Genomic DNA, 25,873 nt, shown 5'->3' with positions numbered 1-25,873 from the left:
TGGATTGCTTCGTCGCAAATGCTCCTCGCAATGACGGCTGTTAGGCCTGCGCCTCCCCCAACTCCATAGCCAACTGCAAAATATCCTCGTCGCAATCGCGCCCGCCCATAATCGACAGGCCGATCGGGCAATCATCGAGCTTTGCCACAGGCAGTGAGACCTGCGGCGTGCCGGCATGGCCGGACACACACAGCAGTTCGATCGCGCGGGCGCGGAACACGTCGAGCGTCGCATCCGGTGTGTTGCGCAGCGGCGCAATGCCCGGCGCGGTCGGCAGCAGCAACACCGTATCGGTCGGCAGCAGCGACAGCACGCGTTCAACGATCGCCATGCGCATGGCGTACGCGGCCGCGATTTCGGCGGGATCGAGTACCGCCGCAGCCGCGAAGCGTTCCTTCACGCCGGGGCCAAGCTTCGGCTGGGTCGCCTTGATCCATTCGCCCTGTGCGGCCCAGGCTTCTTCCGACTGGACTACACGGAAGGTGTTGCGCCAAGCGTTGAGTTCACCGCTTGCGACATTCACCTCCTCGCTCGCACCAACCAGCGCCTTGATGCGATCGATCGACGGCTGCAGCAGGTTACGAACCTTCTCATCGACCGCGCCAAACAGGTCACTTGCGATCAGAACCTTCTTCACCCGACGCGGAGCACGGGCCTTGTCGAGCAATACCTTGCCGACCTCGGCCATCAATTCGGGCGTGCGCGCGAACCAGCCGACGGTGTCGTAACTCGGTGCCAGCGGCACCGCGCCATCAAGCGGAATGCGACCATGCGTGGTGCGAATGCCGTAGACACCGCAATAGCTGGCGGGCAAACGCACCGAGCCGCCGGTGTCGGAGCCGATGGCGAAATCGACGAGCGCACCGGCGGTCGCAGCGGCCGAACCGCTCGACGAGCCGCCGGGGATGCGGCCGGGCGCGGCGGGATTAATCGGCGTGCCGTAATGCGCGTTCTCGCCGTTGAGGCTCCAGGCCAGTTCATCCGTATGCGTCTTGCCGACGAGCTTCGCGCCGGCATTCAACAAACGATCCACGATCGGCGTCGACTTTGTCGGCACCGGATGTGTCGCCAGCCATTCCGGGCTGCCAGCGCCGGTCGGCACATTGGCGAGATCGAAGAAATCCTTCAGCGCAAAGGTGAAACCCGCTAGAGGCCCCTCTGTCGTGGTCTGCACTTCGATGTGGCCATGATCCACAAAGGCGTTGAGCGTGTCATTGATCGGCATCGAAGTCTCCGTACGACAAAAGGACGCCCGCTTCAGTGGGGCTTGAGCAGACTCGCAGCCGGCCTGATGAAGGTCCTGATGCCATTCTTGAAACCGAACAGCGGCTGCGCGATCTCGCATACCGCCTCTGCCTTGGTCTCGCAATCGAGCACCACGAGATCGGCGGGATTGCCGACGGCGATGCCGTAATGCTTCAGGTTGAGCAGCTTCGCCGAAGCCGACGTCACGAGGTCGAGACATCCGGCAAGATCGTCCATCGCGCCGACCTGCATCACATTGGCATAAAGATTGATCATGCGGATCAGCGAGGCATCGCCGAACGGCGTGAACGGATTTAGCACGTTGTTGGTGGAGATATTGGCGTTCACGCCGAGCGCGCGAAGCTTATGCGCCGACGTCACGCCACGCGGCACGTTGTGATCGCTGTCACGGCCGGTGAGGAACAGGTCGGTCGCCGGCAACACCGTGACCGCGACACCGGCATCGGCGAGCCGCTTTGCAGCGGCCTCGAAGGCCGCAGGCGGCATCGCCGACAGTTTCGTGGCATGGCCGATGGCGACACGGCCGCCCCAGCCGGTCGCCTCGACCATGCGGCAAACCTCTTCGTAGTCCGACCGCGTTGGGTCGAGATCGAAATCGAGGTGGAAATCGATATCGACGCCGAACTCCTGCGCGATACCAAAAATCCTGGCGATCTGGCCATTCGAATCCTTGTCGATGTAAGGCACGCCGCCGACCAGATCGGCGCCCTCTCGCATCGCCTGCAGCAGGACCTCCTCGCAGCCGGGATCATCCAGCAGACCCTCCTGCGGAAACACGCAGAGCTGCAGATCGATCGCCCAGGCGTAATCCTGCTTCAACTTCTTCAGCGCGCGAAAACTGGTCAACCCGATACGCGGATCGACCTCCACATGCGTGCGCATGCGGTTGGTCCCGTGCTTGATCGCTTTCTCCAGCGTCTGCGATGCGCGCGCGTAGACATCCTCTTCGGTGAAGTCGCGCTTGGCCCGGGAGACTTCGCTGATCACCTCCGCGAGCGTACCCTTCGCGCAATTGCAGCGGCCGAGGAGACAGGATTTGTCGAGATGGATATGCGTCTCCACAAAGCCCGGTACGAGCAGCCGGCCGCCGACATCCTGATCCGGCGCCACGCCGCGCGGCAGGCCGATCTCGATGGCCTCGAACCGCCCACCGCGAATGCCGATATCCACCGGACCATCAGGCCGGTCGGCAATGCGCGCGTTGCGCAGGATGAGATCGAAGGTCATGGAAGGACTCCTGAAGAGGCCACGCCGCCGATCGGGACGTAGCGAAAGCATATGCGTGGGCAAGCAAGGCATGTGCCAAGGCGCATGCGATTCGATCTCTGATTAACTACCTGAAAATACGGTAATATCTTCAAATCCTGCTTCAAGGAACGCCCAATAATCAGGCGCGCCACACAAGAATTGTATACGATCTGATGTATCTACCGAATACAATTCTGGCACCGGTTTTGCTATGATGGCGCCATCATCTGCCCGCAGGAGAAACCCGATGTCGCAATCCCCCACCGCGCTTGCGCCCGTCACCGATGAAACCGCCCAGGCTGCCGACCTCGTCGAGCGGTTTCTCGTGGCCTCCATGGTGCCGGACCCGGAAACCGCCGGCACCTTCATGTCGGCCGACGTCGCGATCACCTTCACCGGCGGCCGCAAGTTCAAGCATCCGCGCGATGCCACCACGTTCAACGCCATGCGCTACAAATGGGTGAAGAAGAAGATGGAGCGCACCGATGCGTCCCCGGGGAATGGCGAGACCATCGTCTACAATACCGGTACGCTCTATGGCGAATGGCATGACGGCACGGCGTTCGAAGGCAATCGCTATGTTGATCGCTTCGTCGTGCGGGACGGCAAGATCGTGAGGATGGATGTCTGGAACGACAGCGCCGAGCGCATTCTCATACGCATGGATATCGAAGCGTAGCGTAAACACGGCGGCTTGATTGCCGCCGGCATTCAGCACCTTGAAATGTCGACGATCTGGCACTCAGCTTGCATACAGAATGCAAGCTGAGTGTAACCAGGGAACGTCGATGTTGCAGGGATTCTCCAAGACCATGATGACAGGCGCGGCGCTGCTGTGCCTGATCGGTGTCACCAACAACGCCAGGGCCGATGCAGCGGCCTGCCCAGCGACGATCCCGTTCGGATTGACCACGCCGCTGACTGGTAACCTTGCGTTGCTCGGCACCCAAGCCCGCAATGGCGCTGAATTCGCTGTCGACGAGATCAACGCCGCCGGCGGCATTTCCGGCAAGAAGATCGCACTCACCACCGAGGACACCGGCGCCTCGTCGACCGACGCTCTGAATGCGATGAATCGCATCATCGAGAGCAAGCCGCTGGTCATCATGTCGTCGATGATCTCGCCGCATGTGTTTGCACAGACCGAGAGCGTCAACAAATCCGAGACCCCGTTCATCGTCGGCGCCACCAACGCGAAAGTCACCGCGCAGGGTTCGAAGTGGCTGTTCCGCACCCACGCCCATGACGGCCAGCTCGCCGAGCTGATCCCCGAATATCTCGTGAAGTCACTGAAGAAGACCAAGCCCGGCATTCTCGTCGTTGCCGACGATTACGGTCTCGGCGCGTCGAAGGGCATTCAGGCGGCACTCACCAAACTCAATGTCACGCCGGTCGCGACAGCCTCTTATGCCCCGTCCGACAAGGACATGAGCGCGCAGCTTCTGGAGATCAAGGACAAGGGCGCCGACAGCCTGATCCTGTTCGGTCGTCCCTCCGACATCACGCTGGTGCTGAAGCAGATGGGCGATCTCGGCATCAAGCTGACCACCATCGGCAATACCAGCATTGTCGCGCAGACCACCCTGAACAATCTGTCCGCAGCCGAAGCCGACGGCAACTACGCGATCGGGGGCATGATCCCCCAAACCTCGACCGATCCGAAAATTCTGGATTGGGCAAAGCGCGTGCAGGACAAATACAAAGTGCCGGCCGACAACTTCACCGTCTCCTATTACGACTCGGTCTTCATGCTGAAGTCGATCATTGAGAAAGTCGGCTGCGACAAGCCGGCGATCCGTGATGCCCTTGCCGCCACCAAGGACTTCAAGGGCATGCTGATCTCCTACCAGGCCGATGCCAACGGCGACCTCACCCATACGCTCGGCATCTATCGCAACAAGGGCAAGACCCCGGAATTCACCGGACCAATCAAAGAGAGCGGGTTCTAAAACTTCATGGGCCAACTCGTCGTCAACGGCCTGGCGCTCGGGAGCATCTATGCTCTCGTGGCGCTGGGTCTGCTGCTGATTTTCAACACCGTTCAGATCGTCAATTTCGCGCAGGGACAGTTGTTGATGCTCGGTGCCTTTATCGGTATTTCGGGCGCGGTGACGCATGAACTGCCGATGGCGCTGGCCTGGGCCTCCACCATGCTGGCGATGGCGCTGATCGGCATCGTCTTCATGGTGCTAGTCTACTTCCCGCTGCGCGGGCGCCCCCCGTTCCTGGTGATCCTCACCACCATCGCCATGGGCATTGTGCTGGAGAACATCGCGCTGATCATCTGGGGGCCGCTGCCGGTGTCGCTGCCTTCGCCGGTGCGCGGCCCGCCGCTGCGTTTTGCCGGTGTCGTCATTTCGATGCACCAGCTCTTCATCTTCTGCACGCTCGCAGTGATCCTGCTGCTGCAATATCTGATGCTCACCAAAACACGCTTCGGCATCCTGATGCAGGCCACTGCGCAGGACCTGCACACCGCGCGGCTGGTCGGCATTCCCGTCAACCGCACCATCGCCGTCGCCTTTGCCTTTGGCGCGATCCTGTCGGGTATCGCCGGCCTGCTGGTGGCACCAATTTTCCTGGCCGAGCCGACCATGGGCGGCAGTCTGGGTCTCAAAGGCTTCGTCGTCAGCGTGATCGGCGGCTTTGGCAATCTGCCGGGCGCGGTGATCGGCGGCCTGTTTCTCGGCCTGATCGAGACCTTCGGCGCGCGCTACATCTCCTCGAACTTTCGCGATGCCTATGCCTTCATCGTGATGATCGCCGTGCTCGTGGCCTGGCCGCGCGGACTGTTCGGCGAGAAGAGCAGCGAGAAGGTATGACAGTGAAACACTGGTTTCCGCTCGCGCTTGGCGTTGTGGTGGCGCTGCTGATCCCGGCAGTGACCCATGACAACTATGTCATTCAGCTCCTCAACATCGCCATTCTCAACGCCATCGTCGTGCTCGGCCTGAACTTCGCCACCGGCTGGGTCGGCCAGATCAATTTCGGCCAGGCCGCATTTTACGGCCTCGGCGCCTACACTACAGGCATCGCCGCCAAAGCCGGATTGCCCTGGATCACGACGCCATTCCTGTCGGTGGTCATCGTGATGGCGGCGAGCCTCGTGCTTGGCCTGCCGACGTTGCGGCTGCGTACCTATTATCTCGCAATGACCACGATCGGCTTCGGCGAGATCGTCCGTCTGATCATCGTGCATTGGGAGCCGGTGACCGGCGGCACCTCCGGCCTGCGCGCGATACCGGGTATCGGCGTGTTTGGAATCGGCCCGCAAGGACAGGTTCAACATTACTATTTGCTAATCGCAGTGCTGGCGATTGCGGCCCTCGTCGCCGCGCGGATTCGGCAATCGTCGCTCGGCCGCGCCATGATCGCCACCAAGGATTCCGAGATCGCCGCCGAGCAGAGCGGCGTCGACACTACGCGTACCAAGCTGATCGCTTTTATGATCGGCGCGGTCTATGCCGGCCTCGCCGGTTGCCTCTACGCCTCCTCGATCCGCTTCATCAGCCCGGACAGCTTCTCCGGCACCCAGGCCATCCTGCTGATGACCATGCTTATCGTTGGCGGCATGGGCTCGATCCCCGGCTGCATCATCGGCGCCGTCGGCCTGACCATTTTGCCGGAGGCGCTACGTTTCCTCGGGCAATGGTACCTCGTGCTTTATGGCCTCGGCGTCATCGCCGTGATCGTGCTGGCGCCCGGCGGCCTCGCATCGCTGGCATCACGGCTGCCACGCTGGGCAGGTGCGCGATGACGGATCAAGCGATCATCACCGCGCGCGGCGTGACGCGCCGTTTCGGCGGCCTTGTCGCGCTCGACGACGTCGATCTCGACGTCCCCAAGGGAATCGTGCAGGCGATCATCGGCCCCAACGGCTCGGGCAAGACCACGCTGCTGAATGCGCTGTCCGGCGCCTCACATGCCGATGCCGGTTCGATCCGCATCGACGGCAAGGAGATCTTCCGCCTCAGGCCCAACCGCATCGCGCGGCTCGGGCTGGCACGCACGTTCCAGAACATCCGGGTGTTCTCCAATCTCACCGTGCTGGAAAATGTGAAAGTCGCTGCAGCCTGCAACACGCCCATGTCGATGCTCAACATCATGCTGTCGAACGGCACGCAGCGACAACGCGAGGCTGAGATCGAGAGCACCTCGCGCGAAGCGCTGGAGATCGTCAGCCTCGCCGCACGCGCGGACGATCGCCCGACCCAGTTGCCCTATGCGCAGCAACGCCTGCTGGAAATCGCCCGCGCACTGGCATCGAAACCGAAGGTGTTGCTGCTGGATGAGCCCGCCGCCGGCATGAACATGACCGAGAGCATGACCCTGCTCGACACCATCGCGAAACTGAAGGGCAAGGGCATCACCATATTGCTGGTCGAACACAATGTACGACTGGTGATGGGGATCAGCGACCGCGTGGCCGTATTAGATTTTGGGAAGAAGATCGCTGAAGGCGCGCCAAGCGCGGTTCAGCAAAACCCATTGGTGATCGAGGCCTATCTCGGCAGGCGGCATCGCCATGCTTAAGATCGAGAACCTCCATGTCTCCTACGGCCACATCGAAGTACTGAAGGGCATCTCGTTCAGCGTCGAAATGGGCGAGATCGTCGCGCTGATTGGCGGCAACGGCGCCGGCAAAACGACAACCCTGAGCACCATCTCCGGCCTGCTGCGACCAACGTTCGGCTCGATTTCGTGGAAGGGCGAGGCCATCCACGGCACCGCTGTGGAAACCATCGTCGGCGCCGGCATCGCGCATTGCCCCGAAGGCCGCCGGATATTTCCGGGCCTCACCGTGCGCGAGAACCTGATCACGGGAACGGCGTCCCGCGCCTACAAGAAGGCCGAGGTCGAAGACGATCTGGCGCTGGTGTTCGAACTGTTTCCACGACTGAAGGAGCGCATCAAGCAAGGCGGCTGGTCGCTGTCGGGAGGCGAACAGCAGATGCTTGCGATCGGCCGTGCGCTGATGTCGCGGCCGAACCTTCTGATGCTGGACGAGCCGTCACTGGGCCTCGCACCCATCGTGATCGAACAGGTGTTCGACAAGATCGTTGAACTGAACAAGCGAACCGGGCTTGGCGTGTTGCTTGTCGAGCAGAATTCCGCGATGGCGCTGGAGGTTGCGGCACGCGCTTTCGTGCTGGAAACCGGATCGATCACACTGTCCGGACCGGCATCCGTTCTGGCAGACGATCCGCGTATTCGCGAGGCGTATCTGGGTGGGTAGCTATTGGCCTCTCCTCGACTTAGAGGCGAGGCCAACGTTCTGTCACTTCACATTCTTCAGCAGCGCGATATTCGCGGCAACTTCCTTCGCCACGAGATCGTCCATCGCCTTCGGCTCCATCGGCATCGGTTCGACGCCGATCTTCGTCAGCGCCGCCTGCATCTCCGGCTTGGCCAGCACCTTGAGGCCGGCATCGCGCATCTTGTCGACGATCTCGCGCGGCGTCTTCGACGGCACGAATACGCCGATCCAGCTGTTACTGACGCCGTCCTTCAGTCCGACCTCGACCAGTGACGGCACGTCGGGCAGTTCCGGCGTCCGCTTTTCGGTGGAGACGACGAGCGCACGCACCTGCCCTTCCCGGATCAGCGGCAAAGCCGTCGCCGCTGGGCAGAAGTAGAAATCGATACGGCCACCAAGGATATCGGCAATCACTTCAGGCCCGCCGCGATAAGGGATGTGCGTCGCTTCAAAGCCACCGGCCATCCGGAATTTCTCGGCGCTAATATGCACGGCGCTGCCGATGCCAACCGAACCGAAATTGATCGACGATCCCGTGGCCTTCGCATCCTTCAGGAAATCATCAACGGTTTTCCAGGGACGCTCCTTCGGCACGATCATGATCTGCGGGCTGACGCCGATCATGATCACCGACGACAGGTCTTTCGACGTGTCATAAGGCAGGCTTGCATTGATCGCAGGTGTGATTGTCAGTGCGGAGGAATGCGCTAGCACGCTGTAGCCATCCGGCTCCGCCTTCGCGACTGCCGCAGTGCCCACCGCGCCGCCGCCGCCAACGCGATTCTCGACCACGATGGTCTGGCCGAGTTCAGGCCCGAGACGCTCAAAGAAGATGCGCGGCACAACGTCCGTCGCGCTGCCCGGGCCGAACGGGATGGTGGCCTTGATCAAACGGCTCGGCCAGTTGTTTTCGGCCTGCGCCGCGACAGACGACAGCAGCACACCGGCGAAAACACACGACCACCGCATAAGCTTATTCATTACTTGCTCCAATAATACCATTCGAGGGGAATGGCCGCCCAATGATCGGGCCAATCGGCGACAACGAAGCAAGTTTCGGACCGTTTGAAGCCTAAAACAACGCCCAAGCGCGCGGTGATCCAGCCCAGACAAACGACAATGCCGGCCTCACCCGTGCTGGCACGGCCGGCAGTCCGCCTACTTGGCCGCGACCTCGCTTTTGAGCAGCACCTTGTTGTCGGCGATTTCCTTGACCAGCAGCGCATCCATCTCGGATGACTTCATCGGCATCGGCTCGACACCAATCTTCTTCAGCGAAGCCTGCATGTCAGCCGTGTTCAGCACCTTGGTGCCAGTCACATAGAGCTTCTCGACGATCTCCGGCGGCGTCTTGGCTGGCACGAACACGCCGAACCAGATCGAGCTGTCGGCATCTTTGAGACCGGCATCGATCGGCGTCGGTACATCCGGCAGATCGCGTACGCGGGTTGGCGTCGACACCACCAGCGCGCGAACCTGGCCCTCGCGGATCAGCGGCAGTGCCGTGGCCAGCGGGCAGAAGTAAAAATCGATGCGGCCGCCGATAATATCCGTGATCACTTCGGAACCCCCGCGATAGGGAATATGCGTAGCCTCGAAACCGGCGGCGGCGCGGAATTTTTCCGAACTGATATGCACGGCGCTGCCAACGCCCACCGAGCCGTAATTGATCACAGTGCCCTTGGTCTTCGCGGAAGCCAGGAAATCCTGAATCGTTTTCCATGGCCGTTCGTTGGGCACGATCATCACATTGGCCGCATAGCCAATCATCAGCACCGAGGACAGCTCCCTGGTGGTGTCGTAGTTGAGGTTGGGGAAGATCGCGGGCGCAATGGAGATGGCGTTGGTCTGCGACAGCAAGGTGTAGCCATCCGGATCACTCTTCGCGACCGCGCCCGTACCCACTGAGCCGCCCGCACCCACGCGATTTTCAATCACGATCGGCTGCCCTAGCTCCGTGCTCAGTTTTTCGAAGAAAAGGCGCGGGACCACGTCACCCGCACTGCCGGCACCGAACGGATTGACCGCCTTGATCGGCTTCGTCGGCCAGTTGGTGTCGGCCAGCGCAGCGCCGGACATCAACACAGCGGCCAATACGCATGACAATCGCCAGGACTTGTTCATCGCTCGCTCCAGTTGCGCCATTCAATGGAATGGCAGCTCATGGAATAAAGCAAAAGCAAGAACCGGACCGGCGAGGGCCTAGAACGACGTCCCGGCCCGCGGCTTTTTCTCCGACACTTCCGGCTCGGTCGGTACCGGGCCGATACGCAGCGCGGTGATGCGGTTGCGCTCACGGCGCAGCACGCGGAAGCGGAAGTTGTAGAAGGTGAAGCTCTGCCCGCGCTCGGGGATGGAGCGCGCCTCGTGAATGACGAGACCGGCCACCGTGGTCGCTTCATCATCGGGAAGATGCCAGTCCATGGCGCGATTGAGGTCGCGGATCGGCACCGAACCATCGACCACCACCGAGCCATCGGCCTGCGCGCGCACGCCCGCGACGACCACGTCGTGTTCATCCGCGATGTCGCCGACGATTTCTTCCAGCACGTCTTCCAGTGTCACCATACCTTCGACTTCGCCATATTCGTCGACGACGAGCGCGAAGTGGGTCTTGCGACGGCGGAAGGCTTTCAACTGATCCGACAGCGGGCGCATTTCCGGAACGAACCACGGCGGCAGCGCGATGCTGGCAACATCGATCTTGGCGGTGTCGCCATCGACCGCGCGGATCGCGCGCAACAGGTCCTTGGCGTGGAGCACGCCGATGATGTTTTCCGGCTTCTCACGCCAGAGGGGAATGCGGGTGTATTCGGTGGCCAGCACTTCGCGCACCAGCTCTTCGGACGGCAGGTCCGCATTCAGCGTCACCATCGCCGTGCGATGGACCATGACATCGGACACCGCGAGATCGCCGAAGCGAAACACGTTCTGGATATACTCGGCCTCGCCCGATGCAATGCCGCCATGTTCGGCAGACTCACCGACAAGGCCCTCAATCTCAATGCCGGTGAGAATTTCATGCGGCGAGGCCTCCTGCACACCGAGCAGTGCCAGCGTGCCGCGTGACGCCGCGTTGAGCAGCCAGTTCAGCGGATAAAACAGGATGTAGGACGCATAAAGCGGATAGGCGATCCATTGCGACACCGGCTCCGGCTGCCGGATCGCCAGCGTCTTCGGCACCTGTTCGCCGATCACGATATGCAGCGAGGAGAAGACGAGGAAGCCGGTAATGAAGGAGGTAAAGTGAAGCGCGGATTCCGACAGGCCGAGCGGATCGAGCACCGGTTTCAGCAGTGCGGCCACCGTGGGCTCACCAACCCAGCCGAGTCCCAGCGATGCCATGGTGATGCCGAGCTGGCAGCAGGCCAGATAGGCTTCGATATTGCCCATCATGTTCTGCAGCAGACGCGCGCCGAAGCGGTTCTGCTCGACCATGCTCTTGACGCGGAAGCCTCGGCTTTTGACCAGCGCAAACTCCGCCGCCACGTAAAACGCGTTGGCAGCGAGCAGGAAGATCGCGATCAGCAGATTGACGGTAATCGAATTCATGAAAGTCCTGCGACGGCGCCGGCTTTGGTAAATCCCAAACCGGACACGGTCAGTTCTATCCCGTCAGCTTCTGATGCAGAAAGGCGCGAACCGTCGCGGGATCGACATCGCCAGCGATGACGGCCTGGCCGACGGCCTCCAGCAAGATAAAGGTGAGCTTGCCGCGTTTCACCTTCTTGTCCTGCGCCATCAGCGCCATCAGCGTATCCGCGTCCGCGAGGCCTTCCTGCGCGAAGCCGGCAATGTCCTGCAGCTTCGTGGGTAGACCCACATCGGCAAGATGGTGCTGCACGCGGGTCGCATCGCTCTCAGCGATCATGCCGAGTTGCGCCGACAGTTGCGCAGCAAGCACCATGCCGACCGACACGCCCTCGCCATGAAACAGCCGCTCGGAGAAACCCGTCACCGCTTCCAGCGCGTGGCCGAAGGTGTGACCGAGATTGAGCAGTGCGCGTTCGCCATTCTCGCGCTCGTCGCGCGACACAACACCGGCCTTGGCGCGGCAGGAGGTGGCAATGGCGTGTTCGCGCGCTGCACCGCCGCGCATGATGTCGGCATGGTTGGCTTCCAGCCACGTGAAGAACTGGTGATCGCCGAGCACACCGTATTTGGCGACTTCCGCATAGCCCGAACGAAATTGCCGTGGCGACAGCGTATCGAGGACCGCCGTATCGGCCACAACCATCACCGGCTGATGGAACGCGCCAAGCAGGTTCTTGCCCTGCGGCGAGTTGATGCCGGTCTTGCCGCCGACGGATGAGTCGACCTGCGCCAGCAGCGAGGTCGGCACCTGCACGAAATCGACGCCGCGGCGCACGATCGCTGCAGCAAAGCCCGCGAGATCGCCGACGACGCCGCCGCCAAGCGCGATGACGAGATCGTTGCGCTCGATCTTCGCCGCGATCAGCGCCTCGGAGACTTTCTCGAGTCCAGCATAGCTCTTCGAGCCTTCGCCTTCCTCGACGACGATATGCGAGGTCGGAATATCAGCCGCCGCCAGCGAGGCTTCCGTTGCAGTCAGCCAATGCTTGGCAACGGTCCTGTCGGTGACGATCGCCGTGCGCACACCCGGCCGCAGTCTGGCGATACGCGCACCAAGCGACGGCAGTACATTGCGGCCGATGACAATGTCATAGGCGCGCTCAGCCAGCGCGACGTCCACGACGATCGGATCGGAATGCTTCAAGGGCGCGGTCATAGTTGAGAACTCAAGGGATCGCCTGTCGGTTCGGAAATGGCGGAAGCTGCGTGCGGGCGGAACAGATGCTCGTGCAGCGCGATGATGCCTTCCTCAACGATCTTCTCATGCGGCACGTCGCGCGAGTCGATCGTGATGTCGGTCTGCTCATAGAACGGATGGCGCGCCTCAATCAGCCGCGCAATGGTCGCCGCGGGATCGGCGGTCTTCAGCAGCGGGCGGTTTTCCCGGCGCCGCACCCGGCGCAGGATCACATCCGCATCGGCCTTCAGCCACAGCGAGATCGCCTTGTCGCGGATGCGCTGACGGGTCTCCTCGCGCAGGAAGGCACCACCGCCGGTCGCCAGCAGGATCGGTCCACTGTCCAGTAGCCGGGCAATCACCCGCGCCTCACCGTCGCGGAAATGCGGTTCGCCGTGGACTTCAAAAATGTCCGGGATCGACATCCCGGCCGCCGCCTCGATCTCGTTGTCGGCGTCGACGAAAGGCAGCCGCAGCCGCGTCGCCATGCGCCGGCCGATGGTCGATTTGCCCGCCCCCATCATGCCCACCAGCACGACCGAGCGCTTTCCCAGCGCCGCGACGATGGCGGCCTCCTGGGGTGCGCTGGCAATGGCCGGCAAGATGGTCTCGGACATCAAAAACACCTGCAAAATCAGTGAGCGACAAGGGATCGCAGAGGTTTGCCGCATTCCGGTCACCTATACTACCCCCAGCGCCAGCGTTGCCAGCACCTCTTGCAGTCTGTATCCGGACAAGGTGACCGCCTCCGGCGGAACGAATCGCTCCATTTCGCCGCCGAGTTCCCTGATCATGCCCAGCCTGTTCCGCTTTTTGACGGTCGTCGCGGTGATCGTCGGCGTGGTCTATGGCGTGATCTTCGCGCTGGCCAATTTCGTCAATCCGAAGCCACGGGACATGACGGTCACCATCCAGCCGGACAAATTTCTCAAGAAATAGCTGCGCGCAGCAAGCGCATGAAGAGCTGCATGTCCTCGGCGAATTTCGGACCGGCTCCCTCCGCGTGCTTGATGCCATCGATCGCGGCGACAATGACTCCCGCGACGTCGGCGGGTCTGGCTTGCAATGATCCGAGATTGATCATGCCCGCGGTCTCGGCATCGCTCAGCGCCTGCGCCAGCAGAGCGACCAGTCGGGCCCGCGCGGCGAGCGTGATATCCTTGGCCAGAGCCATGTTGACGTCGAACAGTTCAATGGCGTCGGCGCTGCCCGCGAAAGGGGCGATCAGTTCGCGCTGAAACACGGCCATCGCCGTCTCGATGCGACCGAACACGTCGCCATCGCCTGAGAGTGCCGCCTCGACATCGCGCATGGTCCGCGCATGAGCGCGCGTCGAGCCCGCCCGAAACAGATCTTCCTTGCTCTTGAAGCTCAGATAGAGCGACGCCCGCGAAATTCCTGCCGCACGCGCAATGTCGGCCATGGACGCCTTGCGGAAACCGTGGCGGACGAACACCGGGAGTGCGGCATCCAGAATGTGATCGGTTTTGGCATCTCGTTCACTCATTCAGACAGATTGACAGTTCGTGTCCAAAGCGTCAAAAGACAATTAGACAATAATAGTCCAATTGTCCAATTCACGCATTCCACATGGGAGAGGAGCGAACATGCATTCGGGATCGGTCGGCAATCGAGAGACCATTGTTCTTGTCACGGGCATCGGCGGCTTTCTGGGCGGACATATCGCCCGGCAGTTGCTGGCCAAGGGCTACGCTGTCCGCGGTAGCGTTCGTCGCATGAGCGGCTGCGACCGGATCGCGAAGCAGATCTGTGCGACGCCAACCGACTCGCACTCGCTCAGTTTCGTCGAAGCCGACCTCTGCTCCGACATCGGATGGGATGCCGCCGTCACAGGCTGCAGCTATGTGATCCACACGGCATCGCCGTTTCCGGCAGCCCTTCCGAAGGATGAAAATGAACTGATCCAACCCGCGCGGGACGGCGCGTTACGGGTACTACTTGCCGCGCATCGCGCAAGCGTGACGCGTGTAGTGCTGACGTCCTCGATCGCGGCCACCAATCACGGGAGCGGCAAGGCGCCGTATACCGAAGACAACTGGACCGATCCGACGGGCAAGCGGGCAACGCCATACTATAAATCCAAGACGCTGGCCGAACGGGCGGCATGGGCCTTTGCTGCGGAAACCGGACTGGATCTCGCCGTCATCAATCCCGGCATCATTTTCGGACCTCTGCTAGGTCCGAGTTACGGCACGTCAATCGGGCTGGTTCAGCAGATGATGAGCGGCAAGCTCAAACGTGTGCCGCGCTTCGGCATCGCGGTGGTCGATGTCCGCGATGTGGCTGATGCACATATCAAGGCGATGACCCATCCGGATGCGTCAGGTCAGCGCTTCATCGCTGCCGGGCAGTTTCTATGGATGCGCGACATGGCTGCCGTACTGGCGCAGTCATTTCCGAATTATGCGCCGGTTCTGCCCTCGGGCGACGTGCCTAACTGGATGATCAAGGCAATGGCGCCGTTCAGCGCACGGTCGCGCATGATCGTCCATGAACTCGACGTCGATCTGAGTGTCAGTGCCGCGAAGGCACAGCGAATGCTGGATTGGCAACCAAGATCCGCCGACGAGGCCATTCGCGCCAGTGCACAAAGCCTGATCGACCACGGCCTGCTCGCGGCCTCCTGAATTCCCACAATGCACAACAACGGAACCAACCTATGACCTCATCCATCGTCGCCCCGAAAGAGCACCCGGACGCTGAAGATATCCGGGGCATCGAACGCGCGCGGCTTCGTGCGCTCGTGAGCGCCGACATGGCAGCGGCCGAGCCGCTGCACGCCGCAGACTTCCAGCTGATCACGCCCATCGGCGCGGCGCTGTCGAAAGCCGAATATCTTGGCGCCGTTGCAGGCGGCCACATCAAGTACCTGACATGGACGCCCGGTGAAATCGCCGTGCGGCTGTATGGCCCGAGTGCCGTGATCCGATATCGCGCTCACATTGAGGTGGTTTTCGGGGGCCACAAGGTCCCGCCAGGCGACTATTGGCACACCGATGCTTATGAAATGCGTGACCGGCAGTGGATGGTGGTCTGGTCGCAAGCCACATCGATCAGCCCGCTCGCCTGATCTTTGTGGATCTGCATTCGCTCCGGGTTGCTGCAGCCAGTGAAAACCGCTGCTGCAGCCCGGATCATGGGTTATGATGGCACATGACCACTTCCTCAGACGCCAAGCTCTCCAATCTGTTCCTCGACATGCTCGCCGCCGAACAAGGTGCTGGCGTCAATACACTGGACGCCTATCGCCGCGACCTCGAAGATTTCTCCGAATTTGCTGCCGGGGCGAAATCCAGTTTTGCCGGTGCCGACACCCAGTTGCTGCGCGACTACCTGGAAGACCTCGACGAGCGCGGCTTCAAATCGACCACCGTGGCGCGGCGGCTGTCCGCCATACGGCATCTGTTTCGCTTTCTGCTCAGCGAAAAAATCCGCACCGACGACCCGGCCGCCATCCTGTCCGGCCCGAAGCGGGGCCGTAGCCTGCCCAAAGTACTGTCAATTGCCGATGTCGACCGCATGCTGGTGCAGGCGCGCACGCAAGCGCAGAATGCCGAAGCCTCTGCGCAACAGCGGCTGCGCGATGCCCGGCTCTATTGTCTGCTCGAAGTGCTTTACGCCACCGGGCTTCGCGTCTCCGAGCTGGTCTCGCTACCGCTCACCGCGGCGCGCCGCGATGCCCGCATGATCGTGGTGCGCGGCAAGGGCAACAAGGAGCGGCTGGTGCCGCTCAACGAAACTGCCAAACAGGCGATGGCCGAATATCTCGCCGCGATGGCCGAGTTGCAGAAGTCTCAACCAAAAAAGAGTGCCGCCTCGAAGTGGCTGTTTCCGTCTTTCGGCGAGAGCGGCCATCTCACCCGACAGCATTTCGCGCGCGACCTGAAAGAACTCGCGGCTGCATCCGGCATCGCGCCGCGGCTGGTGTCGCCACACGTGCTGCGTCACGCCTTTGCCAGCCATCTGCTGCATAACGGCGCCGATCTTCGCATCGTGCAGACGCTGCTCGGCCATACCGATATTTCGACCACGCAGATCTACACCCATGTGGTGGAAGAGCGGCTCAAGAGCCTGGTCCGCGACCTGCATCCGCTCGCGGAAAAATAGCGCTCAACGCGAGTGCGGCTCGGCCTCGCCAAGATGATCCGTCTCATCGTCGCGCCGCATCCCGGAGGTCGGCACCAGCACCGGCTGCAGTGCCGGAATCAGCCGAGAGCGCTCACGCTTGGCGGGGATCGCGCGATAGACCTGTTTGGTGGCCTCGACGATATGCACGCCGGCAAACGGCATCGACAGCGCCGCACCGATTCGCTCCCAGGCCATTGCCGAGCGCAGAAACCAGCCCATGCCCACCGGCGGCATGAACAGCGCTTCACTCCACGCCGTCGGCGTAAACCAGGTCTGTCGTAGCAACTGCGTGATTTGCGAGCGCGAATAGGGGCGGCCGTGACCGAACGGCGTCGAGTCGGTACGGGTCCAGACGCCCCGGCGATTCGGAATCACCGCCATCAACCGGCCAGACGGCGCAAGCACGCGCCAAACCTCGCGGAGCAGACCTTCGGGATCGTCGGACATTTCCAGGGCGTGCACCAGGATGATGCGATCGACGGCGGCATCCGGCAGCGGCAGCGAGAATTCGTCGACCAGTGTGGCCAGCGCGGGCTTTGCCGTCGGCCATTTCAGCACCCCCTGCGCCGCCGGCATGAAGGCGATGCACCGTTCGGAATTCTCCCGGAAAAGACCGAGATACGGTGTGGGGTACCCCAGACCGAGCACACGCTGCCCCTCCGCGTCGGGCCAATGCGCCTGAATACCGCGATTGATCAACCGCCGCGCCACGATACCGAGGCGGCGCGAATAGAAATCCCGGAGATCGATCACATCGATGGTCATGATGACTTTCTAACACGTTGCGGCGGCCCACGATCCCCCGAATCGCGCATTGCCGGGGCAGCGTTAACGCCAGATATCCAGACCATCGCGGGTGGTGAGTTGCACCAATTGACAAGCCCGGCCCGGCTGCGGCCTAGTCGAAGAAACAGGCGCCGCGACGTCGTTGCAGGAGAGACAAAAATGCTGTCACGCCGAGGTCAAACAATCACAAGGACGGCCGCGGGTCTGGCCGTGGCAGCACTCGCGCCATTCTCCGCCGAAGCCAATCCGGCGACAGTCGATTACATCTGCATTCCTGCGCTGCCGGGCGGCAACAAGATCTCCGTCGATTACAATTCCGGCGGCAAATCGATCGCCCTGTTCTATCCCAATGGCGAAACGCTCCGCATGCCGATCCAGCGATCCGGCTCGGGCTTCCGCTACGGCGAAGGCAATGTCGGGATTGCCGGCAAGGGCCAGACCACCATCACGCTGCAGATTGCCGGCCAGCCCGCGCGCCAATGTGTGACACCGCGCTGACCGTCATGCATCGCCCATATTCATCCCCATCAATTTGCCGCACGTATGTGCGAGCGCATCACGACGTGATCCAACGGAGTTACCATGGCTGCTGAAATTCGTGTGTTCCCCTGCCTGTCCGACAATTTCGGCTACCTGATTCATGATCCTCAGAGCCTGAAGACCGCCGCGATCGACGCGCCGGAGGCCGGCCCGATCATGAAGGTGCTGCAGCGCGAAGGCTGGAAGCTCACGGATATTCTGGTGACGCATCACCATGCCGACCATGTCGGCGGCATCGCCGAGCTGAAGAAGACCTACGGCTGCAAGGTCACAGCGCCGCACGATCAGGGCACGGCAATTCCTGAAGTCGACGTCCGCGTCGCCGAAGGCGATACCGTGCAGGTCGGCGCGCTCACCGCACGGGTGTTCGAGACCCCCGGCCATACGCTCGACCATATCTGCTACGTGTTCGACAGCGAGCTGGCGCTGTTCTCGGCCGACACGCTGTTTTCGGGCGGCTGCGGGCGGGTGTTCGAAGGCACCTATCCGATGATGTGGCAATCGCTGAAGAAGCTGCGCACACTGCCCGACGACTACCGGGTCTATTGCGGCCACGAATACACCGCGGCCAACGTTAAGTTCTGCCTCGGCATCGACGCCAACAACGAAGCGCTGAAGAATCGCGCCGAAGAGGTGGCGCAGCTGCGCGCCGTCGGCAAGCCGACCATCCCGGTGCTGCTGGGGCTTGAGAAGAAGACCAACGTGTTTCTGCGCGCCGACGATCCGGCCATCGCCGCCGCCGTCCGCCTCAAGGGATTCAGCGAGGAGGACGTGTTCGGCGAACTCCGTGAACGCAAGAACAAGTCCTGATGACAGGCAAGACGCCAACTGCAGCCGAGATCATCGCGACGCTCGGCCTGCAGCCGCATCCCGAAGGCGGCCACTACCGCGAGACGTTTCGCGACAGTCGCGTAGATGCCGGCGGGCGGGCGGCATCTACGGCGATCTACTTCCTGCTGGCATCAGGCGAACGCTCGCACTGGCATCGCATCGATGCCGTCGAGATCTGGCACTATCATGCGGGCGCTCCGCTTACGCTGGAAATCGCCAGCGACGCCGGCCAGCGCACGATCACGCTCGGGCCGGACGTCGCCGCTGGACAAGAGCCGCAAGGCATTGTCCCACCGCATGCCTGGCAGGCCGCCTCCACCACTGGCGACTGGACACTGGTCGGCTGCACGGTGGCACCGGGTTTCGATTTCACGACGTTTGAGTTGGCCCCGAAGGGCTGGAAGCCTGACTAGCCCGGCTTCCAGATCATATCCTTGGCTGCGATGCGGCGTCCTCCGTAAAGCCGATGTACGGCGAAGGCCAGAAACGCCGCGGCGGCGCATGTCGCACATCCTTCGAGACGCCCGCAAGGGCAGGCTCCTCAGGATGAGATCAGCGGAAACCGCGTCCGCTCAGGCGTGATATTGCCCGCCATTGATGGTCATCGTCGAACCAGTCACGAAGCCGGACTCTTCGGCCGCCAGGAACACGACGGCGCGCGCAATTTCTTCGGGCTCGCCGAGGCGATTGACCGGGATCTGCGGCAGGATGTTCTTCTCAAGCACATCCTTCGGCACCGCCTGCACCATTTCGGTGTTGATGTAGCCGGGGCAGATCACATTCACCGTGATACCAAGCTTGGCATTCTCCAGCGCCAGCGCCTTGGTGAAGCCGATGTCGCCAGCTTTGGCCGCGGAATAGTTCACCTGGCCAAACTGGCCCTTCTGCCCGTTGATCGATGAAATGTTGATGACACGTCCGAACTTGCGCGAGCGCATGCCTTCGATCACCTGACGCGTGACATTGAACAGCGAGCCGAGATTGGTGTTGACCACCTTGTTCCACTGATCGGGCGTCATTTTGTGGAACGCGCCGTCCATAGTGATGCCGGCATTGTTGACCAGCACATCGACAGGTCCGAGTTCGGCCTCGACCTTCTTCACACCCTCGGCGCTGGCCTCGAAGGAACTGACGTCCCATTTGAAAACGGGAATGCCGGTTTCGCTTTTGAATTTCTCGGCGGCGGCATCGTTGCCGGCATAGCTTGCCGCGACGCTGTATCCCGCAATTTTCAAAGCCTTGCTGATCGCAGCGCCAATCCCTCGTGTTCCACCGGTCACCAATGCTACGCGCGCCATGATCGATCCCTCCACCAATCTCTTTTGTAGTTATAGCTTCGAATTAATCTCGCGATACGCTGAACATCAAGCAGAATTGGACCATCAAGCGAAAATGCCCGACGCAAAGCGCCGGGCATTTTGTTGTAGCAGTGTGTGCAGTGCACGCGCGAGCCGATGTTTTCGGCACGCGACGCGTAAGGATTAGTCGCGTGCGATGCACATCGCGATGCCCATGCCGCCGCCGATGCACAGCGTGGCGAGGCCTTTCTTCGCGTCGCGCTTTTCCATCTCGTGCAACAGCGTGACCAGCACGCGCGCACCGGATGCACCCACCGGATGACCGATCGCGATCGCGCCACCGTTGACGTTAACCTTCGACGTATCCCAGCCGAGGTCCTTGTTCACGGCGCAAGCCTGCGCAGCAAAAGCTTCATTGGCTTCGATCAGGTCGAGATCGTTGATGGTCCAGCCGGCCTTCTTCAGCGCGGCGCGCGATGCCGGGATCGGGCCAGTGCCCATGATCTTCGGATCAACACCGGCCTGCCCCCACGACACGATGCGGGCAAGCGGCTTGAGGCCTTCCTTGGCAGCCTGCTTGGCGGTCATCAGCACCACGGCAGCAGCGCCGTCATTGATGCCCGATGCCGAGCCCGCAGTGACGGTACCATCCTTCTCGAAGGCCGGGCGCAGCTTGGCCATGGCTTCGATAGTGGCGCCGTGGCGCGGATATTCGTCATCGCTGACGATGACGTCGCCCTTGCGGCCCTTGATTGTGACCGGAACGATCTCGTCCTTGAACTTGCCGGCCTTCTGCGCAGCTTCCGCTTTCTGCTGCGATGCAACAGCGAACTCGTCCTGCTGCTGGCGCGTGATCTGGTACTGCTTAGCCACGTTCTCGGCGGTGTTACCCATGTGATAGCCGTTGAAGGCATCCCACAGACCGTCCTTGATCATGGTGTCGACGAATTCCACCGGACCCATCTTCACGCCGCCGCGCAGATATTGCGCATGCGGGGCCATGCTCATGGATTCCTGACCGCCGGCAACGACGATTTCCGAATCACCATTGAGCAGCGCCTGATAGCCCAGCGCGACCGTGCGCAGGCCGGAACCGCACAGCATGTTGACGCCCCAAGCCGAGGTTTCCACCGGCAGGCCGGCAGCAATCGAGGCCTGACGCGCGGGGTTCTGGCCCTGCGCAGCAGTGAGGATCTGTCCCATGATGACTTCGGAGACACGGGCCGGATCGATCTTGCCGCGCTCAAGCGCCGCCTTGATGGCAATGGCGCCGAGATCATGCGCCGGCATGGTCGCGAAAGCGCCGTTGAAGCTGCCGACGGGTGTGCGGGCAGCGCTGACGATGACGACATCGTCTGACATGGACATCTCCTGTGTTGAGGTTTTTTCGACGGTCAGAGCCAGGATGGCGGGGGCCGCGTTGCAAACTATCCTGTTAACTGAGGGTTGGACTGTCAATTGGTCAGAAGCCAAATTACGGCCGCAACGCACGCAAAATGGCACGGATGTCGCTTTGCATAGCACAAGACTGCTGCCATTTTAACCGTGACGCACAAAACGGTAGCCGAGCCCCTTTGAAAGTGCTTACTTTATTGCATTGCGTTGTTCGACAACCTTATGGCGCGCTGCCGTAAGGTTCCCTGTCCTCGGTCCGTATGTGTGAGCCCCCATGGCGAAATCAGATCAACCCACGACAATCAAAAAATATGCGAACCGCCGGCTTTATAATACCGGAACAAGCACTTACGTGACGCTTGAAGATCTCGCTGCGATGGTAAAGGACGGCGAGGATTTTCTCGTCTATGACGCCAAGACCGGCGACGATATTACCCGCTCGGTGCTGGCCCAGATCATCTTCGAACAGGAAAACAAGGCTGGCCAGAATCTCCTGCCAACCACTTTCCTGCGCCAGTTGATCCGCTTTTATGGCGACAGCATGCAGATGGTGGTGCCGAAGTATCTCGAGCAGTCCATCGACAGCCTGACGCGCGAGCAGGAGAAATTCCGCAAGCAGATGACGAACACGTTCAGCATGACGCCGTTCGCGCCACTTGAGGAAACCGTTCGTCGCAACATGGAATTGTTTCAGCAGACCTTCGCGATGTTCAAGCCGTTCGTGCCGCCGCGCGGCGGCGCTGCGTCGCCGGAGCCAGAAAAGGCGCCGGAGCCGACCGCTGAGCCTGCCGACACCATGGATGACCTGCGTCGCCAGATGAAGGAAATGCAGGAACGCCTCGAGCGCATGTCGCACGAGCCGAAGCCGGAATAATTCGCGGCTCACTTATCGGAAATCGGAATGACGCCGGCCGTAGCTACACCTACGGTCGGCGTTTCCATTTGATGAGCGCAACATCGCCATGGCGAAGCAACCCACCCCACTCACTCTCGACCGGCTCGACACCCCGATCGGCATCGCGCTCCTAGTGACGAACCACGGTGGCGCACTCTGCGCACTCGACTGGATCGATTACGAAGAGCGCTTGCTGACTTTGCTGCGTCGTTACTATGGGGCGGTCGAACTGATCGAGAACTCGGCGCCATCCGAAATCCGCAGCGCGCTCTCACGCTATTTCGACGGCGAGCTCAACCAACTCGATGGCATCACCTGCCACATCCCCGGCACGCCGTTTCAGAACCGTATCTGGACGGCACTGCGAAAAATCCCTGCAGGCAGCACACTCAGCTACGGCACGCTGGCCGCGCAACTCGGCGTGCCCAATGCGATGCGCGCGGTCGGCCATGCCAATGGTGCAAATCCTCTGAGTGTCGTCGTGCCCTGCCACCGCCTGATCGGCGCCAACGGTTCGCTCACCGGCTATGGCGGCGGCATCGCGCGCAAACGCTGGCTGCTGGAGCATGAGGGTGTCGTGGTGGCGTCCTAAGCCGCCGGCTTCTCCGCGATATCGCCGTTTGCCAGCAGATGGATCAACGCGCGCTTGATCGCAGCCTGACGCGTCGGGGCATTGATCTGCGCTCCAAGCAAATCGGTGACGTAGAACACGTCTCGCGCGCGCTCACCGAAGGTCGCGACATGCGCCGAAGCGATGTTGAGGTTGAGCTTCGAGATCGCCGTGGTGAGCTGATACAAGAGACCCGGCCTGTCGAGGCCGGACACCTCGATCACCGTGTAGCGATCTGACCACTGGTTGTTGACGATAACTTCCGGCTCGACGGTGAAAGCCCTGATCTTGCCCTTGGTCGAGGCGCGCTTCGCCACGGTTTCCGGCAGCCGCACCTTGCCCTCGAGCACGTCCTCGATCATGTCGCCGATTCGTGTTGCACGGCGGCCTTCGTCGTCATCGCGATCGTATTCCCGAGAGATCGCGATGGTGTCCAGCGCGCGACCATCGGTCGTGGTGTAAATCTGCGCGTCGACGATGTTGGCGCCGGCTGCGGCGCATGCGCCGGCGATGATCGACAGCAACCAGGGATGGTCGACGGCCAGAATCGTGAGCTCGGTGACGCCGCGGGCTTCATCGAACCCGACATTGATCGCGAGCTTGTGCCCGGCCTCTTCCGATGCGCGCAGGAAACGAGCATGGCGAATCTTGCGGTCGAGCTCGACCTTGAGCCAGTAGGCCGGATAGTGCCGCAGAATATAGGCGTTGAGATCCTGCTCGGGCCACTCGGTGAAGGCACGGCGGAATTCGGCCTGAGCCGACGCGATGCGTTGCGCGCGATTGACCTCGGAGAAGCCACCGGTCAGCACCGGTTCGGTCTCGTAATACAGCGTCCGGATCAATTGCGCCTTCCAGCCGTTCCAGACGCCGGGACCGACGCCGCGGATATCCGCGGTGGTGAGAATCGTCAGCAGCTTCATCTGCTCGACCGACTGCACGACCGCCGCGAAATTCTCGATGGTCTTGCTATCCGACAGGTCGCGCGACTGCGCCACCGTGGACATGGTCAGATGTTCCTCGATCAACCATGCCACGAGATCGGTGTCGGCGGCGTTGAATCCGAGCCGCGGGCATAGCCGCCGCGCCACCTTGGCGCCGGCGATGGAGTGATCCTCCGGACGCCCCTTGGCGATGTCATGCAGCAACACCGTGATATAGATCACCGCCCGATGTTCCGGGCGGATCTTACGCATCAGATCGCTGGCGACAACGAACTCGTCATTCCCGCCGCGCTCGATCTCCTGAAGGATGCCGACACACCGCAGCAGATGCTCATCCACCGTATAGTGATGATACATGTTGAACTGCATCATCGACACGATGCGGCCGAAGGCACGAATGAAATGACCGAGTACGCCGGTCTCGTTCATCCGCCGCAGCACGATCTCGGCATTGTCCGAGGTCAGGATCTCCATGAACAGCGCATTGGCTTCGACGTTCTCGCGGATCTCCGGCGTGATCAGCCGGAGCGAGCGCGTCGCGGTCCGCATCGCATCGGGATGGAAGGCCAGATTGTGCTTCTGCGCCAGTCGGAAGAATCGGATCAGATTGATCGGGTCTTCCTTGAACACGTCAGGCGCAGCAAGGTTGATACGGTTGTTGTCGATGATGAACGCATCGCTGTCCGGCAGCCGGCGGCGATGCATCTCGGGCCGCAGCTTGGCCATCATGCGCGTCAGCGCCGGCGCCGGCTTGGCCTGCTGGTCTTCGAGCTTGGCGCACAGGATCGCGGTGAGATCGCCGACTTCCTTGGCAATCAGGAAGTAGTGCTTCATGAAGCGCTCGACGTCCTGCATGCCGGGATGCGAAGTATAGCCGAGGCGGACCGCAATCTCGCGCTGCAGGTCGAAGGACAGCCGCTCTTCCGGCCGTTTGGTCAGGAAGTGGATATTGCAGCGGACCGACCACAGGAAGTCTTCGCAACGCTTGAAGGTGCGGTATTCCTGCGGATCGAACACGCCGCGCGCGACCAGCTCCTTGCTATCGCGCACCCGATAGACGTATTTCGCGATCCAGAACACGGTGTGCAAATCGCGCAGACCGCCCTTGCCGTCCTTGACGTTGGGCTCGACCAGATAGCGCGACTGGCCACCACGGCGATGGCGCTCCTCGCGTTCGGCGAGCTTGGCAGTGACGAATTCAGCGGCCGTGCCCTGCACCACCTCGGCATCGAAGCGCGTGACCAGTTCGTCGTACAGAGCCTGATCGCCGGTGAGGAAGCGCGTTTCCAGGATCGCCGTGCGGATCGTCATGTCGCCGCGCGCCTGGCGGATCGATTCATCCACCGAGCGCGTGGCGTGGCCGACCTTCAGGCCCATGTCCCACAGGCAATAGAGAATGACTTCGGCGACCTGCTCGCCCCAGGCGGTCTGCTTGTAGGGCAGGATGAACAACAGATCGATGTCGGATTCCGGCGCCATCAGCCCACGGCCATAGCCACCGGTGGAGACCACCGCCATCCGTTCGGCACCAGACGGGATTGGCGAATGATAGAGATGCTTCGTCGCCGCGGCGAACAGCATGCGGATGATTTCATCCTGCACGTGGCAGAGCTGCTCGGCACAGCGTCGGCCGTGGCGGTCCTTCAGCAACACGGCCTCGGCGGCTTCACTGGCCTTGAGCAGTTCGGCCTTCAGCAGCTTGGCGACCGCGGCGCGAAACAAATCGTTCTTGCCGCGATGCTGCACTGCAAGCGCATCGATCTCGGCGGTAATCCGCGTCGTGTCGAAGTCGGTTTCGGTCGTCGGTCTGTCTTGTGTAGCAACGCTGTCCATGAACAACCCGGATATCGGACGGCGCAAGCGCTGTCACGGTGATTGTAGCCCCA

The 25,873-nt window shown here is 61.7% G+C and carries 27 protein-coding genes; 15 read left to right on the top strand and 12 right to left on the bottom strand.

The genetic code is table 11. From position 1 onward, the window contains the following. Positions 1-40 precede the first annotated feature (40 nt). Together HP556_RS22915 and HP556_RS22910 are read right to left on the bottom strand one after the other, a co-directional pair. The gene (locus tag HP556_RS22915) at positions 41-1,225 is read right to left on the bottom strand and encodes an amidase (RefSeq protein WP_175368652.1); all 1,185 of its coding nucleotides are present in this window, start codon (positions 1,223-1,225) and stop codon (positions 41-43) included. Positions 1,226-1,257: 32 nt separating this feature from the next. Further along, a complete protein-coding gene (locus HP556_RS22910) occupies positions 1,258-2,493 on the bottom strand; it encodes an amidohydrolase family protein (protein WP_175368651.1) in 1,236 nt (411 codons plus the stop codon). 268 nt (positions 2,494-2,761) lie between these two features. On the opposite strand from HP556_RS22910, the gene HP556_RS22905 reads away from it, so the two are divergent. The 6 genes from HP556_RS22905 (at position 2,762) to HP556_RS22880 (ending at position 7,750) form a co-directional block, all read left to right on the top strand. After that, positions 2,762-3,193 carry a nuclear transport factor 2-like protein gene (locus tag HP556_RS22905; protein ID WP_175368650.1) on the top strand — a complete coding sequence of 144 codons (432 nt, stop codon included), beginning with the start codon at positions 2,762-2,764 and terminating at the stop codon, positions 3,191-3,193. A gap of 109 nt (positions 3,194-3,302) precedes the next feature. Then, entirely contained in the window at positions 3,303-4,463 is a 1,161-nt protein-coding gene (locus HP556_RS22900; RefSeq protein WP_175368649.1) for an ABC transporter substrate-binding protein, read from the top strand. Positions 4,464-4,469: 6 nt separating this feature from the next. After that, complete coding sequence (locus tag HP556_RS22895) at positions 4,470-5,336, top strand: branched-chain amino acid ABC transporter permease (protein WP_116661402.1); 867 nt, start codon at positions 4,470-4,472, stop codon at positions 5,334-5,336. Further along, on the top strand, positions 5,333-6,271 hold the full coding sequence (locus HP556_RS22890; RefSeq protein WP_175368648.1) for a branched-chain amino acid ABC transporter permease: 939 nt from the start codon (positions 5,333-5,335) through the stop codon (positions 6,269-6,271). The genes HP556_RS22895 and HP556_RS22890 overlap by 4 nt, the downstream gene beginning before the upstream one ends. Next, entirely contained in the window at positions 6,268-7,047 is a 780-nt protein-coding gene (locus tag HP556_RS22885; RefSeq protein ID WP_120288321.1) for an ABC transporter ATP-binding protein, read from the top strand. The genes HP556_RS22890 and HP556_RS22885 overlap by 4 nt, the downstream gene beginning before the upstream one ends. Next, positions 7,040-7,750, top strand: coding sequence for an ABC transporter ATP-binding protein (locus tag HP556_RS22880; protein WP_175368647.1), 711 nt, complete (start codon positions 7,040-7,042; stop codon positions 7,748-7,750). The genes HP556_RS22885 and HP556_RS22880 overlap by 8 nt, the downstream gene beginning before the upstream one ends. A gap of 42 nt (positions 7,751-7,792) precedes the next feature. Here HP556_RS22880 and HP556_RS22875 read toward each other — a convergent pair whose 3' ends face one another. From HP556_RS22875 to HP556_RS22855, 5 genes are all read right to left on the bottom strand, one after another. After that, positions 7,793-8,752, bottom strand: a complete 960-nt coding sequence (locus tag HP556_RS22875; RefSeq protein WP_175368646.1) for a Bug family tripartite tricarboxylate transporter substrate binding protein — start codon at positions 8,750-8,752, stop codon at positions 7,793-7,795. A gap of 177 nt (positions 8,753-8,929) precedes the next feature. Continuing rightward, the gene (locus tag HP556_RS22870) at positions 8,930-9,895 is read right to left on the bottom strand and encodes a Bug family tripartite tricarboxylate transporter substrate binding protein (protein ID WP_175368645.1); all 966 of its coding nucleotides are present in this window, start codon (positions 9,893-9,895) and stop codon (positions 8,930-8,932) included. A gap of 78 nt (positions 9,896-9,973) precedes the next feature. Then, on the bottom strand, positions 9,974-11,323 hold the full coding sequence (locus HP556_RS22865) for a hemolysin family protein (RefSeq protein ID WP_175368644.1): 1,350 nt from the start codon (positions 11,321-11,323) through the stop codon (positions 9,974-9,976). Positions 11,324-11,378: 55 nt separating this feature from the next. Beyond that, complete coding sequence (gene aroB, locus HP556_RS22860) at positions 11,379-12,521, bottom strand: 3-dehydroquinate synthase (protein WP_175368643.1); 1,143 nt, start codon at positions 12,519-12,521, stop codon at positions 11,379-11,381. Beyond that, complete coding sequence (locus tag HP556_RS22855; protein WP_089262630.1) at positions 12,518-13,159, bottom strand: shikimate kinase; 642 nt, start codon at positions 13,157-13,159, stop codon at positions 12,518-12,520. Before HP556_RS22855 ends, aroB begins: the two co-directional genes overlap by 4 nt. Before the next feature lie 175 nt (positions 13,160-13,334). On the opposite strand from HP556_RS22855, the gene HP556_RS22850 reads away from it, so the two are divergent. Further along, the gene (locus tag HP556_RS22850; RefSeq protein WP_089262632.1) at positions 13,335-13,481 is read left to right on the top strand and encodes a histidine kinase; all 147 of its coding nucleotides are present in this window, start codon (positions 13,335-13,337) and stop codon (positions 13,479-13,481) included. On the opposite strand, the gene HP556_RS22845 is transcribed toward HP556_RS22850, so the two are convergent. Next, on the bottom strand, positions 13,471-14,049 hold the full coding sequence (locus HP556_RS22845; protein ID WP_175368642.1) for a TetR/AcrR family transcriptional regulator: 579 nt from the start codon (positions 14,047-14,049) through the stop codon (positions 13,471-13,473). The genes HP556_RS22850 and HP556_RS22845 overlap by 11 nt on opposite strands. 100 nt (positions 14,050-14,149) lie before the next feature. Between HP556_RS22845 and HP556_RS22840 the strand changes: the two genes are divergently transcribed. The 3 genes from HP556_RS22840 to xerD all read left to right on the top strand — a co-directional run bounded on the left by HP556_RS22840 (position 14,150) and on the right by xerD (position 16,670). Beyond that, positions 14,150-15,190, top strand: a complete 1,041-nt coding sequence (locus HP556_RS22840; RefSeq protein WP_175368641.1) for an NAD-dependent epimerase/dehydratase family protein — start codon at positions 14,150-14,152, stop codon at positions 15,188-15,190. Positions 15,191-15,222: 32 nt separating this feature from the next. Further along, entirely contained in the window at positions 15,223-15,633 is a 411-nt protein-coding gene (locus HP556_RS22835) for a nuclear transport factor 2 family protein (protein ID WP_175368640.1), read from the top strand. A gap of 83 nt (positions 15,634-15,716) precedes the next feature. After that, complete coding sequence (xerD, locus tag HP556_RS22830; RefSeq protein WP_149530157.1) at positions 15,717-16,670, top strand: site-specific tyrosine recombinase XerD; 954 nt, start codon at positions 15,717-15,719, stop codon at positions 16,668-16,670. Positions 16,671-16,673: 3 nt separating this feature from the next. Here the strand turns inward: xerD and HP556_RS22825 are convergent, their stop codons facing one another. Next, positions 16,674-17,456, bottom strand: coding sequence for a class I SAM-dependent methyltransferase (locus HP556_RS22825; protein ID WP_175368639.1), 783 nt, complete (start codon positions 17,454-17,456; stop codon positions 16,674-16,676). Positions 17,457-17,636: 180 nt separating this feature from the next. Here HP556_RS22825 and HP556_RS22820 point away from each other — a divergent pair, with 180 nt between their 5' ends. The 3 genes from HP556_RS22820 (at position 17,637) to HP556_RS22810 (ending at position 19,261) form a co-directional block, all read left to right on the top strand. Then, positions 17,637-17,975 carry an MliC family protein gene (locus tag HP556_RS22820; RefSeq protein WP_175368638.1) on the top strand — a complete coding sequence of 113 codons (339 nt, stop codon included), beginning with the start codon at positions 17,637-17,639 and terminating at the stop codon, positions 17,973-17,975. An 84-nt stretch (positions 17,976-18,059) separates the two neighbouring features. Further along, on the top strand, positions 18,060-18,827 hold the full coding sequence (gene gloB, locus HP556_RS22815) for a hydroxyacylglutathione hydrolase (RefSeq protein ID WP_175368637.1): 768 nt from the start codon (positions 18,060-18,062) through the stop codon (positions 18,825-18,827). Next, positions 18,827-19,261 (top strand): cupin domain-containing protein, encoded by a 435-nt coding sequence (locus HP556_RS22810; RefSeq protein ID WP_175368636.1) that lies wholly within the window; start codon positions 18,827-18,829, stop codon positions 19,259-19,261. The genes gloB and HP556_RS22810 overlap by 1 nt, the downstream gene beginning before the upstream one ends. A gap of 159 nt (positions 19,262-19,420) precedes the next feature. Here the strand turns inward: HP556_RS22810 and phbB are convergent, their stop codons facing one another. Further along, complete coding sequence (phbB, locus tag HP556_RS22805; protein ID WP_175368635.1) at positions 19,421-20,146, bottom strand: acetoacetyl-CoA reductase; 726 nt, start codon at positions 20,144-20,146, stop codon at positions 19,421-19,423. A 183-nt stretch (positions 20,147-20,329) separates the two neighbouring features. After that, positions 20,330-21,508, bottom strand: a complete 1,179-nt coding sequence (locus HP556_RS22800; RefSeq protein WP_089262650.1) for an acetyl-CoA C-acetyltransferase — start codon at positions 21,506-21,508, stop codon at positions 20,330-20,332. Positions 21,509-21,815: 307 nt separating this feature from the next. On the opposite strand from HP556_RS22800, the gene phaR reads away from it, so the two are divergent. Beyond that, positions 21,816-22,415, top strand: coding sequence for a polyhydroxyalkanoate synthesis repressor PhaR (gene phaR / locus HP556_RS22795; protein ID WP_089262652.1), 600 nt, complete (start codon positions 21,816-21,818; stop codon positions 22,413-22,415). Positions 22,416-22,503: 88 nt separating this feature from the next. Then, positions 22,504-23,028 (top strand): methylated-DNA--[protein]-cysteine S-methyltransferase, encoded by a 525-nt coding sequence (locus HP556_RS22790; RefSeq protein WP_175368634.1) that lies wholly within the window; start codon positions 22,504-22,506, stop codon positions 23,026-23,028. Here the strand turns inward: HP556_RS22790 and HP556_RS22785 are convergent. Further along, positions 23,025-25,820 (bottom strand): [protein-PII] uridylyltransferase, encoded by a 2,796-nt coding sequence (locus HP556_RS22785; RefSeq protein ID WP_175368633.1) that lies wholly within the window; start codon positions 25,818-25,820, stop codon positions 23,025-23,027. The two genes, HP556_RS22790 and HP556_RS22785, sit on opposite strands and share 4 nt — an antisense overlap. Positions 25,821-25,873: the final 53 nt, after the last annotated feature.

The sequence above is a fragment of the Tardiphaga robiniae genome (assembly GCF_013359755.1).
Lineage (GTDB): Bacteria > Pseudomonadota > Alphaproteobacteria > Rhizobiales > Xanthobacteraceae > Tardiphaga > Tardiphaga robiniae.
Note: the sequence above shows the minus strand (reverse complement) of the source record. Positions and strands in the feature narration are given on the sequence as shown.